Origin of the sequence: Mycobacterium shottsii, from assembly GCF_010728525.1 — a bacterium.
In the GTDB taxonomy this organism is placed as follows: Bacteria; Actinomycetota; Actinomycetes; order Mycobacteriales; family Mycobacteriaceae; genus Mycobacterium; species Mycobacterium marinum.
On sequence record NZ_AP022572.1, the window covers coordinates 5,385,880 to 5,398,234 of the forward strand.

Below are 12,355 nucleotides of genomic sequence, written 5' to 3' on the forward strand. Positions count from 1 at the left end.
ACCGTACTGCACAAGAAACGTGCCTGTATCCTCCTGGCGCGCGCGGATCTCGCCGGGGCTCAACGGTCACCCGGTGGCTTGGGTCAGGCCGGGCATGATGAAGTCGTCAACCAGAAGCTGCACCGTGTGAGGGGTCGGCGGCCGGTTGGGGATGATGGACCGGAAGATGAGATAGCCGGGCAACAGGTCCCAGAGTTCGTCGGTGATGGCCGCCTGGGTGATCTCACCCCGGTCGACGGCCTGTTGCAGCACTTGCTGGATCAACGCCTTGAGCTGATCCACGAATTGACGCTGCAGCGCGTCACTGAGCGCGGGGTGCCGCGACACCTCGACGAGCACCGCGCGGATGGTGCTGGCTTGTTGGTGGGCCTGGCCGCAAATGCCCTCCCCGATCTTCACTAGATCGTCGCGCAGCGAGCCGGTATTCGGCGCGACGGCGACCTGTCGCACCCCCTCGATGAATGCCGCCAGCACCAATTCGGCCTTCGACGGCCAGCGCCGGTACACGGTGGCTTTGCTGGCCCGGGCGGTGTTGGCAACGGCGTCTATAGTCAACCGGTCGTAGCCATGTTCTTGCAGCAACTGCAACGTCACCGCAAGCAACTCCGCCTCACGCGGCGACCACGGTGATACCTGCGCGGACCGGTCGGCAGTCTGCGTCATAGCGCCCACGATAGAACTCGCCGGTGGTAGCCACAATCGCCGCGGCCCGGTCGTCGGGGGTTGCGACCGCTAGGTCGGCTCCCCCACTTCGGCCGGGGGGCCCTGCTCCAACAACTTTCGAAACCCATCTTCGTCGAGGATGGGCACGCCGAGTTCGACCGCCTTGTCGTACTTCGAGCCGGGTGCGTCACCGGCGACGACGTAGGAGGTCTTTTTCGATACCGAACCGGCGGCTTTGCCGCCACGGGTCACGATCGCCTCCTTGGCCTCGTCCCGTGAGAATCCGGGCAACGAGCCGGTGACCACCACGGTTACCCCGGCCAGTGTGCGCGGCACACTGTCGTCGCGCTCATCGGCCATCCGCACACCGGCGGCCCGCCACTTCTCGACGATCTCGCGGTGCCAGTCGACGGTGAACCACTCCGAAACGGCGGAGGCGATCGTCGGTCCCACTCCCTCAACGGCGGCCAACTGTTCGGTGGTCGCGGCGACGATCGCATCGATGCTGCCGAACTCGGTGGCTAGTGCGCGTGCCGCTGTCGGTCCGACATGGCGGATGGACAACGCCACCAGCACGCGCCATAGTGGCGCCGCCTTCGCCTTGTCCAGATTGGCCAGTAGCCGCCGGCCGTTGGCGGACAAGTCACCGGCCTTGGTGCGGAACAGGTCGGTGCGCAGCAGCTCTTCCTCGGTGAGTCCGAACAGGTCGCCTTCATCGCCGATCACCTGCGCCGAAAGCAGCGCGGCGCCAGCCTCATAGCCCAGCATCTCGATGTCGAGGGCATTGCGGCTGGAGACATGGAAAACCCGCTCCCGCAACTGCCCCGGACAGCTGCGGGTATTCGGACAACGGATGTCGGCGTCGCCCTCCTTCTCCGGGGCCAGCGGCGTGCCGCACTCCGGACACGTTGTGGGCATGACGAATTCGCGTTCGGACCCATCACGGAGGTCGACCACCGGACCCAACACTTCGGGGATCACGTCACCGGCCTTGCGGATCACCACCGTGTCGCCGATCAGCACGCCCTTGCGCTTGACCTCCGACGCGTTGTGCAAGGTGGCTTGTGCCACCGTCGAGCCCGCGACCTTCACCGGCGTCATAAACGCAAAGGGCGTGACTCGCCCGGTTCGGCCGACGTTGACGCGAATATCGAGCAGCTTGGTCTGGGCTTCCTCGGGCGGGTACTTGTACGCGATCGCCCAGCGCGGTGCCCGTGAGGTGGAACCGAGCCGCCGCTGCAGGGCGACATCGTCGACTTTGACCACCACGCCGTCGATTTCGTGGTCGACCTCGTGGCGATGCTCGCCCCAGTAGTCGATGCGCTCCTGTACCCCGGCCAGGTCGGCGACCAACGTGGTGTGCTGGGAAACCGGCAGCCCCCAGGCCTGCAACGCCAGGTAGGCCTGGTGCAGCGTCGCCGGGCGAAAGCCTTCGGTGTGGCCCAGCCCATGGCAGATCATCCGCAATCTGCGCCGGGCCGTGACCGCCGGGTCCTTTTGCCGCAACGACCCGGCCGCGCTGTTGCGGGGGTTGGCGAACGGTGCCTTGCCCTCCTCGACCAAGCTCGCGTTGAGCGCCTGGAAATCAGCCACCCGAAAGAACACCTCACCGCGGACCTCGAGCACCTCGGGCATGCGGTGGTCCTCGCTATGGGAAAGCCGTTCCGGAACGTCCTCGATGGTGCGGGCATTGAGCGTGACATCTTCGCCGGTGCGGCCGTCGCCCCGGGTGGAGGCCCGGGTCAGCCGCCCCCCTTCGTACACCAGCGACAGCGCCACGCCGTCGATCTTGAGCTCACACAAGTAGGCCGCCCTGTCGCCGACATCGGCGTGGATGCGGCCGGCCCAGGCGGTGAGTTCCTCGGTGTTGAACGCGTTGTCGAGGCTGAGCATTCTTTCCAGATGCTCGACGGGTTCGAACTCGGTCGCGAAACCGGCGCCACCGACCAGCTGAGTGGGCGAATCGGGTGTGCGTAGCTCGGGATACTGTTCTTCGAGCGCCTCCAGCCGGCGCAGCAATTCGTCGAATTCCGCGTCGGTGATCACCGGCGCGTCGCGCACGTAGTAGCGAAACTGGTGTTCACGCACCTGCTCGGCCAGTTCCTGCCACTGCCGCAAAACCTCAGGAGTCATTGGCGATCAGGGGCACGACGTCCGCGCGGCGGACCCGGCGCCCCATCCCCCTTCCCATCCGTGCGTGCGGCCTCGCCGCACACGGCCTTGCGACGTCCACCCGGACCGCCGACATCTCGATTATCAGGCGCAACGCAGCCACAATACGTAGTTGCCGATTCGGGGACGTGGGGTGGCGGGGTCCTCGGGCAGCTATCGGTCTGCCCGTGGGTTCTCAGTCCTGACCCGCTCGATTCCAGTCGGCCCCGGCTCGGTTGGCGCGCCAATCAGCCCGCAAGGCCCGGGATTGTCAGGTCAACGACAGCAGTTCCGGCGTCTGAGGGCCGCCGGGCGGCTCGAGAGTGCCGGTGCCGTCGGCTGCCGTTTGCTCAATTCGGGCGGCGATGACGTCGTCCCATTCGTCAAGGCGCGCCAGGAAGAACTTCTCGGCATCGTCGTAGGGCAGGTCCGGGCGTGGCGCGATGAGCGAACAGACATCGGCATAAACACGCGCGGCCTCCGGGTCCACGAAATCCCATTCACCCAGCGGCCATTCCTCGCGTAGATAGCCCAGATCCGAATACTCCTGGTATAGGGGTGTTCCCGGATACGGGGTGATCTTGCCCATGAACTTATAGGTGGAGATGAATTTTGTGGCCCGTAGCAGCCGCGCGGTCTCGCGCAATTCATCCGGCTGCACCGTGGGATGAAACATGATGGTGCCCGGTATTACGTCAACGCCCACCTGCTGCAGTGCGTTGATCGTGGCGGCGGCATCTTGTCCGCGATTGATGATCTGTTTGCGGTACGCGCGGAGTTGATCATAAGAACCGGTTTCCAAGCCGACGCAAACCCGGCGCAAACCCGCTTTGTGCAGGTGTTTGAACAGTTCTAGATCCACCACGGAGTCCAGGCGGATATCCATCATGAACTTGACGTCAACGCCGCTGTTGATCATGGCGTCAGGAAACTCGGCCGCGCGTTGTTGCGAGCTGGGATGCTTGGAGATGAACAGGTCGTCGGTGATGCAGAGAAAGCCAATGTCGAAATCGGATTTCAGGTACGCGATCTCGTCGACCACCGCGTCAACCGACTTGGCCCGGTAGCTGTTGCGCCCGAGCATCGCCGACATGGCTCCGGTGCCGCAGAACGTGCAGCGTTAGGGGCAGCCACGGGTCGAAAAGACCGCGGCGGAAAAGCCATCGGCAAGAACGCTCGGCAACTCGTCGCGGGCCGGACGGGGCAGCTCGTCGAGGTCGATCAGGCGCGACGGCGAGCAGATGATCTGCCCGCGATCGTCCCGGCGGGCCAACCCGGGAACGTCGTCGAGCGCAGCGCCATTGGCCACGGCATTGGCGAGCTTGGTGAATCCGACCTCGGCGTCTCCAACGATCACGAAGTCAAAGCAGTCATGCTGGCGCAAAATCCGCTCGTAATTCAATGTCGCGATCGCATTTCCCAGGGCGATCTGCACGTCGTCCCAGGTCTCGCGGACGCGCTGCGCTAGCCACAGCACCTCAGGAAGGGTGTCGATGCACGAAAAGCCGACCAGCCGGGGCTTACCGCTGCAACGCACGGCGTTCTCGATGGCCGACCACGTTTCCTGTACCGAACTGTGCCCGGCAACGAGCCCGTTGACGGTGGCAATCTCGATCCCCTGGGTCTTGGCGTAAGGCTTGATCGACATCATGCCGAGGTGCTCCATCGGCATGGTGGAATACACCCACGGGTCGCCAAGCTTCTGCTCGCTCAAATAGGAGCGCCCATTACGGCGGGCACCGGGAGGATTGACAAGCAATATCGTCACTTCTGGACCCCACGACCGAAATCAGCAGTTGATAACCTGATTTTCACTCACGGTCTGCATGGCCCGAACCAACAGACTTCGCGCGAGCTTAACCCACACTCGCGAAAAAAATCAGGAATGGCTTTCGGCTCGCAGAATCGCCGTTGTCTCGCGAATCGATCACTCACCCATTCCGTTCCGTATGGGATATTTCCGAACCCTACTCACGCGAACGAGTGCGGTCTGTCCGCCAATCGGATGCATACACCCGTCGACCCGCATGTCCACCAATCAGCGGAACAGGGTGAGGTCTCCGCCAGGGCCACAGGCCCCGAACATCGCACCCTCAGATGGCATCGGGATCTCGAGCCAGGCCTTCGGCGGCCTTGCGGGCGAGGCCGATCGCGGTGCGGGCCCATTGCGGCGTCGCGCCGGCCAGACCGCAGCCCGGCGCGACCCCAACACGGTCGCGCAGCACCGTGCGGCCGAAGCCAAGCCGGTCGGTCACCGCGACCACGTCGGCGGCGACCTCTTCGGCCGAAGGCCGGCGGTCGGGAACGCTGGCGGGCACGACGCCGAGCACCACCGTGCGGCCCGAGTCGATGAACGCCGCGATGCTGTCCAAGTCCGCGGCGCGCAGTGTTGCGACATCCACCGACACCGCGCTGATACCACTGCGCTGCAAAAGATCCCACGGCAGCGCCGCCGCGCAGCTATGCAGCGCCACGTCGGCGCCGGCGGCCTCGACGCAGGTATCGAGCAGCCCCAGCGCCACCGCCTCGTCGAGTGCGGCGACCGGGGCCAGCGAAGTCACGCCCGTCAGCCGCCCCTCCAGGGCCGCCGGTAGCGTCGGCTCGTCGAACTGCACCACCACCGGTGTATCGAGACGGCGCGCCAATTCCGCCCGGTGGGCGGCCACTCCCTCGCCGAGCGAGGCGGCCAGATCACGCACGGCCCCGGGGTCGGTGATGGCCCGATGCCCGTTGCTCAACTCCACCCCGGCCGCCAGGGTGATCGGCCCGGGAGCCTGCACCTTGACCACCCGCCCGCCGCCCCGAAGGCCCGCGGTCTCCCAGGCTTCTTCCAGGGCGTCCATGTCCTCGTTGAGCATGCTGATGGCCCTGCGGGTCACCGCGCCGGGCCGCGACACAATGCGGTAGCCGCGCGGCACCGTGTCCAGGGCCAAGTCGACCAGCAGCGCGCCCGCCCGCCCGAGCATGTCGGCACCCACTCCCCTGGCGGGCAACTCCACCAGATAAGCCAGCGCATCCGCCAACTCGCCAACGACGACCTCGGCGGCCGGCCGCGCAAGGATGCCCGGCCAGGACCCGACGCCGGTCGCCGTTGCGAAAACACTCACTTGCCAACCGTATTCGACATCACATCGGTGGCACACAGCCAGGGGTGTTTACCGACGGACCGCCGGGGTAGGTTGCAAGCACAAAGGGGTGGCAGATGGCCAGACTTATTCGACCGCTGTCGATGTGTTGCGCCACGCTCCTGGCAGCGGCGTGTACGCGAGTGGTGGACGGCGAAGCGCTGCCCGCGTTCGGCGCGTCTGCCCCGGAGGAGCGGCAGGCCGGCGCCCTGCTGTTGGACCAATCCCGGATGCGCGCGATCACCGGCGCCGGCGAAGACCTGACGATCATTCCGGCGATGGACGGCAGCTATCCGGTGGATATCGATGCCCTGGCAAAGACCGCGCCGGTGGAATGCCGGTTCATCTTCTCCGAGAGCACCACCTTTGGACCCGACATCGCGGGGTTCCACAAGACCACCTTCCAAGATCCGCCAGATAGCGCTCTGATCTCCGAAGCCGCGGCGGTGTATCCGGATGCCGACATCGCCCGACGAGCCTTCGACGATCTGGTGGGCGCCGTCGGAAGTTGCGCAGACAGTTCCAGCGGCTGGTTGTTCGTAAGCAGCTGGAAAGCCGACGCCGACTCGCTGCGCATGCGCCCCGGTGACTGCGGCCGCGACTACCGGGTGCTTTCGGTGGCCCTGCTGGAAGTCACCTTCTGCGGGTTCCCGGATTCGGTCTCTGACATCGTGCTGACCAACATCGCCGCCAACGTGCCGGGCTAGGACACCGGCGAGCACGCCGAGGTTGCGGTGATGGTGGCACTGCCCAGCACCTCATCGCCGTCCGGATCGGGGCGGTACAACACCAGCGTCTGACCCCGTGCCACCCCCCGCAGCGGGGAATGTAACCGAACCGACAGTTCGTCGCCGACCAATTCGGCTACCGCACTGGTGGTTTCACCGTGCGCACGCACTTGAACCGCACATTCGAGCGGGCCCGTCGGAGCGGTCCCCGCGGTGAAGATGGGCGCCCGCCCCGTCAGCGCGTGCACCTGCAGATCGGCCACGTCACCGACCCGAACCGTGCCGGTTTCGGCGTCGATCGCCGTCACGTAGCGCGGGCGGCCGTCGGGTCGCGGCCCGGGGATTCCCAGGCCCTTTCGTTGCCCGATGGTGAAACCGTGCACGCCGTCATGGGTGGCCAGCACCGCACCGGCCGCGTCCACCACGGTGCCGCGACGAACCCCTATCCGCTCGCCCAGAAACGTCTGGGTGTTGCCCGACGGAATGAAACAGATGTCGTGGCTATCCGGCTTGTCGGCCACCGCCAGGCCGCGCCGGGACGCCTCTTCCCGAATCTGCGGCTTGGGGGTGTCCCCGATCGGGAACATCGCGTGGCGCAGCTGCTCGGCGGTCAGCACCGCCAGCACGTAGGACTGGTCCTTGTCCTGGTCCACAGCGCGGCGCAGCCGCCCCTCGGATAGCCGGGCATAGTGGCCGGTAACCACCACGTCAAAGCCCAGAGCTAACGCTTTGGCATACAGCGCCGAGAACTTGATGCGCTGATTGCAGCGAATGCAGGGGTTGGGGGTCTCACCGCGGGCGTAGGAGGACACGAAGTCGTCGATCACATCCTCTTTGAACCTCTCGGCGAAATCCCATACATAGAATGGGATTCCAAGCACATCGGCGACGCGGCGCGCGTCGGATGCGTCCTCTTTGGAGCAACAACCCCGGGAGCCGGTACGCAGCGCGCCCGGCGCGGTCGACAGCGCCAGATGCACGCCGACGACGTCGTGGCCGGCATCGACCATGCGGGCGGCCGCCACCGATGAGTCGACGCCTCCGCTCATTGCGGCTAGAACTTTCACCAGGCCGCTCCCGCGGCAGCCACGGAGGCAGAGCGGGCGCGAGCCACCGCTGCGGGCAGCACCTGCAGCGCCGCATCGACGTCCGCCTCGACTGTCGTGTGCCCCAGCGAAAGACGAAGCGAGCCGCGCGCGCTGGCCGGATCGGCGCCCATCGCGATCAGCACATGCGACGGCTGCGCGACACCGGCGGTGCAGGCGGATCCGGTCGAGCACTCGATTCCGTTGGCGTCCAGCAGCATCAGCAGCGCATCACCTTCGCAACCGCGGAAGGTGAAGTGCGCGTTGCCGGGCAGCCGTAGCGGATCGCGGGCACCATTGATACGAACGTCGTCGATTTCGGCGAGCACCCCGGCAACGAGGCGGTCCCGCAACGTCTGCAGCCGCGCACAGTTGGCCTCCAGCCCGTCCACCGCGATCCGCGCCGCCGCCGCCATACCGACCGCACTGGCGACGTCGGGAGTGCCGGACCGGATATCGCGCTCTTGGCCACCACCGTGCAGCAGCGGCACATAACTGACGTCGCGTCGCATCAGCAGCGCCCCGGCTCCGGGCGGGCCGCCGAACTTGTGTGCCGTCACACTCATCGCCGCCAGGCCACAGGCACCGAAGTCCACCGGTATCTGGCCGACGGCCTGCACGGCGTCACTGTGCATGGGGACACCGAACTCGGCGGCAACCCCGGCCAGTTCGGCGATCGGCATGATCGTGCCGACCTCGTTGTTGGCCCACATCACCGATACCAACGCGACATCGTCATGGCTCTCCAGCGCATCGCGCAACGCGCTGGCCGACACCGAGCCATCGGCGTCGGTGGGCAGCCAGGTCACCTCGGCGCCTTCGTGCTCAACCAGCCAGTCCACCGTGTCCAAAACGGCGTGGTGCTCCACCCGCGTCGTGACGATGCGCCGACGGGCGGGCTGCGCGTCCCGGCGCGCCCAGTACATTCCCTTGACGGCCAGGTTGTCGCTCTCGGTGCCCCCCGCGGTGAAAATCACCTCCGAGGGGCGTGCCCCCAGCTTGGCCGCGATCAGCTCGCGGGATTCCTCGAGGCGCCGGCGCGCAGCCCGCCCGGTGGTGTGCAGCGACGACGCGTTGCCCACGGTGGCCAGCACAGCCGTCATCGCCTCGATGGCGGTTGGATGCATCGGGGTGGTGGCGGCGTGATCGAGGTAGACCATGACTCGCCCCACGATACCGGCCAGGTCAGCGACCCCAAACTCCTGAGCCGGTGGCCGCGCCTACCACCCCATCGATCCAGGAATGCCCTTGAACGGGCCGACAATCCAGCTGGTGATCCATCCGCCGTAAAAACCGCCGGGTTGGGGCACCACCGGCTCGCCATTGACCGTGCAGCGGTCCACCTGGGCCGCCATCACCGCGATCGCACCAGCGATGGGCTGGAAGGGGTGGGTGGGGTTTGAGTAGGTCCATGCCGCGCGCGCGGCCTGTCGCGCCGGGGTTACCAGGTCGAAGTAGCTCGCCCGGCCCTTCCACTCGCACCATGAACCGCCCGCCGCCGGGCGCAGCACACCGTCGCCGAACGCATCTTCGGGCAGGTAGTACGTGGGTGGGTGACTGGTCTCCAGCACGCGCCAGGCTCGGGTCGCCGACGCAATCGTCTGGCCGCCCAGCTCGATGGTGATCGAACCGGCGAACGGCTCCAACCGCGGCGGCCGGGGATAGTCCCACACCGACTCCTGGCCGCCGGCGGGCGGATCGGGTGTTGGCCATGTTGTCATGACGGCCTCCTGCACGCTGGGCTGACGGTCCCTGTCACCCATTGTCCACAGACACGTTGCCGCAGGGTGAGAGGCTTTTCAGGCCACCAGCGCGGGCCGGTGTGCCGGGTGCGCCGCCCCAGCGTGCACTGCGGACTGGCAGCGGCTGGCCAGGGCCCGGCGATCGCGGCCCGGCAGTTGCAGGGAATCGACATGCACCGACGCCACGATGCGACGCACGGCGAGCACCCGGCGAACCGAGCGCGCCAGGGTGTCGTCTCCGACGAAGGCCGGGGTGGTCGAGATGGCACCGTTGACGTGGTGATATGTCAGCCGCAGCGGCTGCACCGGACGGCCGGCGTCAATCGCGGCCTGAAACATCGCGGGATAGAAGCTGCCCGACGCCAGCCCGCACCAGGTGGTTCCTTCCGGAAAGGCCACCACGGTCTGTCCTGCGCGCAGCCGGCGGGCGACGGTGTCGACCACGCCCGGCAGCCGGCGCAGGCTGGTCCGCTCGATCGGAATGATTTTCAGCAGTCGGGCCACAATCTCGACCCCGGGTCCGGTGAACATGTCCGCGCGGGCCACAAATGAACCTGGCAGTACCGCGCCGATGGCAAAGACGTCCAGCCAGGAGATGTGGTTGCTGACCACCAGAACCCCGCGCAGGTTGCGGATCGGGCTGCCCGACACCGTGATCCGGACACCGAAACAACGCAGGACCAGGCGGCAGTATGCGCGTTGTGCGTGGCTGCGGCCGGGCACCGGCACGCCGAGCAGCGGCAGCCCCGGCATCAGCAGCAGCGCCCAGACGATGCGCAACGCCACCCGCAGGGTGGCCGGTACCCGGCGGGGCACCGCCGGGTGGCCGAGGCTGACGCAGCTGATGTCGCACGAGGTGCGAGGCAGCCAGGAGTGCCCGGCCTCAGCGTTCATCAGGCCGCTCCGCCCGCCAGCTCGCCCGCCATTTCCGCGGCCGCGGACACCGATCTGAGCCGCTTGAGGTAGCGGATGTCGGCGTCACGCTTGCCGAGCAGCACACAGAAATCCCCCACCCCGAAGTCCGGATCGTGGGCGGGCTCGCCGCAGGCCTGCGCGCCCAGCCGCAGATAGCCACGCAGCAACGGCGGGATCGCCGGCCGCGGCGGTGGGGCGATGTCATCCAGGCTCTTGCCGTAGATGCGCACCGGCCGGTAGGGGTCCACCCGGTAGGAAGCCGGGTGGCGCCTCAGCAAGAAGTCACGCACGCCCCGCAGCTCGCGGCCCGGCGTGATGCCGCCCCGGCCGGTTGGCTCGACGATCGGCACCGACACGCAGCCGGTTACGTAGTCGTAGTCACAGCGGTCCAGGTAGGCAAGAATTCCCGCCCACATCAACAGCACCACCGCGCCATTGCGGTGCCCGTCACGCACCGCGGCGCGACCCATTTCCACCAGCGACGGCCGCAGCGGGTCGAAGGCACCCACGTCGAACTCGGTAGCGGTATAGAGGCCTCCCGCGGCGATGGCCCCTGCCGGTGGCAACATCCGGTAGCACCCCACCAGCTCACCGGTGTCGTCGTCGCGGACCAGCAGGTGATCGCAGTACTCGTCGAACCGGTCGACATCCCTGCGGTCGTCGGCCGCCGGTAGCGCGAAGCCCGGCGTGGCGGCGAACACGTCATAGCGCAGGCGCTGAGCGGCCTCGATCAGCGCGGAATCGGTGGACAGCACTAGGGAATAGCGTGGGCCGGCACCCGCATCGGTCGCCGGGCCACGCAGCTTGTCGCTGGGTATGAGGACAGAAGCGATGCTCATGCCACCAACGTGGCCTAACCGGTCAGCTAACCGGCATCAGCGCTGTGACATGTCGGTGCACGTCAGATGACGAAATGTCGCAGCCGACGATAACGGCCCCGCAGGCAAGCCTGCGGGGCCGTTACTACTACTGAATCGGCCGATCAGCCCTTGCGAGCCTTGACCCCCTCGGTCAATTGCGGGGCAACCTTGAACAGGTCGCCGATCACGCCGTAGTCGGCGATCTCGAAAATCGGCGCCTCTTCGTCCTTGTTGACCGCAACGATGGTCTTGGACGTCTGCATGCCCGCGCGGTGCTGGATCGCCCCGGAGATACCCAGCGCGATGTAGAGCTGCGGCGAAACCGTCTTGCCGGTCTGCCCCACCTGGAACTGACCCGGGTAGTAGCCGGAGTCGACCGCGGCACGCGAAGCACCGACCGCACCCCCCAGCGAGTCGGCCAGCGCCTCGACCACGCTGAAGTTCTCGGCACTGCCGACACCACGGCCACCGGACACCACCACCGTGGCTTCCGTCAGCTCGGGGCGGTCGCCGGCGACCGCCGGCTCACGCGAGGTGATCTTGGTGGCGTTCTCGGCAGGGGCCGGGACGTCCACGCTGACCTGCTCACCGGCGCCATCGGTCGGCTCGGCCTCGATCGCACCGGCGCGCACCGAAATCACCGGGGTGTCACCGGTGGCCTGGGCCTCGACGGTGAACGCGCCACCGAAGATGGAGTGGACGGCCTTGCCACCGTCGTTGATCCCCACCACGTCGACGAGCAGACCCGACCCGATCCGGGCAGCAAGCCGCCCGGCGATCTCCTTGCCGTCGGCAGTGGCAGCCACCAGCACGGCCGCCGGGGCCGAGGATTCGGCCAGTCCCGCCAGCACGTCGACGAACGGGGTGATCAGGTACTGGTCGACGACGTCGGACTCAGCGACGTAAATCTTGGCGGCACCGGCCGCCTTCAGTCCGTCGACCAGCGGCGCGGCGGTGCCGGAGGCGCCGATCACAACGGCGGCCGGCTCGCCCAACGCACGGGCGGCGGTGATCAATTCGGCGCTGACCTTCTTCAGCGCGCCTTCCGCGTGCTCAACGAGCACCAATACTTCAGCCATGGGGTTT

General features: G+C 67.1%; 11 protein-coding genes and 1 pseudogene. 1 reads left to right on the forward strand and 11 read right to left on the reverse strand.

Annotated features, from left to right (window positions below; all coding sequences use genetic code 11):
* Positions 1–66: 66 nt before the first annotated feature.
* The 5 genes and pseudogenes from G6N41_RS24840 to G6N41_RS24855 all read right to left on the reverse strand — a co-directional run bounded on the left by G6N41_RS24840 (position 67) and on the right by G6N41_RS24855 (position 5,921).
* On the reverse strand, positions 67–675 hold the full coding sequence (locus G6N41_RS24840; protein WP_198968009.1) for a TetR/AcrR family transcriptional regulator: 609 nt from the start codon (positions 673–675) through the stop codon (positions 67–69).
* A gap of 57 nt (positions 676–732) precedes the next feature.
* On the reverse strand, positions 733–2,796 hold the full coding sequence (gene ligA / locus G6N41_RS24845) for an NAD-dependent DNA ligase LigA (protein WP_198965964.1): 2,064 nt from the start codon (positions 2,794–2,796) through the stop codon (positions 733–735).
* A gap of 289 nt (positions 2,797–3,085) precedes the next feature.
* Positions 3,086–3,922: pseudogene (locus G6N41_RS29235) on the reverse strand (B12-binding domain-containing radical SAM protein); the annotation flags it as partial.
* Positions 3,923–3,934: 12 nt separating this feature from the next.
* Positions 3,935–4,528: a B12-binding domain-containing radical SAM protein gene (locus tag G6N41_RS29240; protein WP_231608699.1), complete on the reverse strand. Its 594-nt coding sequence runs from the start codon at positions 4,526–4,528 to the stop codon at positions 3,935–3,937.
* 379 nt (positions 4,529–4,907) lie between these two features.
* Positions 4,908–5,921 (reverse strand): uroporphyrinogen decarboxylase/cobalamine-independent methonine synthase family protein, encoded by a 1,014-nt coding sequence (locus tag G6N41_RS24855; RefSeq protein WP_012393513.1) that lies wholly within the window; start codon positions 5,919–5,921, stop codon positions 4,908–4,910.
* A 95-nt stretch (positions 5,922–6,016) separates the two neighbouring features.
* Here G6N41_RS24855 and G6N41_RS24860 point away from each other — a divergent pair, with 95 nt between their 5' ends.
* Positions 6,017–6,646, forward strand: a complete 630-nt coding sequence (locus tag G6N41_RS24860; RefSeq protein WP_198965965.1) for a sensor domain-containing protein — start codon at positions 6,017–6,019, stop codon at positions 6,644–6,646.
* Here the strand turns inward: G6N41_RS24860 and mnmA are convergent.
* The 6 genes from mnmA to G6N41_RS24890 all read right to left on the reverse strand — a co-directional run bounded on the left by mnmA (position 6,643) and on the right by G6N41_RS24890 (position 12,348).
* Complete coding sequence (gene mnmA, locus G6N41_RS24865; protein WP_198965966.1) at positions 6,643–7,734, reverse strand: tRNA 2-thiouridine(34) synthase MnmA; 1,092 nt, start codon at positions 7,732–7,734, stop codon at positions 6,643–6,645. The genes G6N41_RS24860 and mnmA overlap by 4 nt on opposite strands.
* Entirely contained in the window at positions 7,731–8,912 is a 1,182-nt protein-coding gene (locus G6N41_RS24870; RefSeq protein WP_198965967.1) for a cysteine desulfurase family protein, read from the reverse strand. The genes mnmA and G6N41_RS24870 overlap by 4 nt, the downstream gene beginning before the upstream one ends.
* A gap of 60 nt (positions 8,913–8,972) precedes the next feature.
* Entirely contained in the window at positions 8,973–9,473 is a 501-nt protein-coding gene (locus G6N41_RS24875) for a DUF427 domain-containing protein (protein WP_198968010.1), read from the reverse strand.
* A 78-nt stretch (positions 9,474–9,551) separates the two neighbouring features.
* The gene (locus G6N41_RS24880) at positions 9,552–10,388 is read right to left on the reverse strand and encodes a lysophospholipid acyltransferase family protein (protein ID WP_038579171.1); all 837 of its coding nucleotides are present in this window, start codon (positions 10,386–10,388) and stop codon (positions 9,552–9,554) included.
* Positions 10,388–11,248: a GNAT family N-acetyltransferase gene (locus tag G6N41_RS24885; protein WP_198965968.1), complete on the reverse strand. Its 861-nt coding sequence runs from the start codon at positions 11,246–11,248 to the stop codon at positions 10,388–10,390. Before G6N41_RS24885 ends, G6N41_RS24880 begins: the two co-directional genes overlap by 1 nt.
* 143 nt (positions 11,249–11,391) lie before the next feature.
* Positions 11,392–12,348 carry an electron transfer flavoprotein subunit alpha/FixB family protein gene (locus G6N41_RS24890; protein ID WP_198965969.1) on the reverse strand — a complete coding sequence of 319 codons (957 nt, stop codon included), beginning with the start codon at positions 12,346–12,348 and terminating at the stop codon, positions 11,392–11,394.
* Positions 12,349–12,355 lie beyond the last annotated feature (7 nt).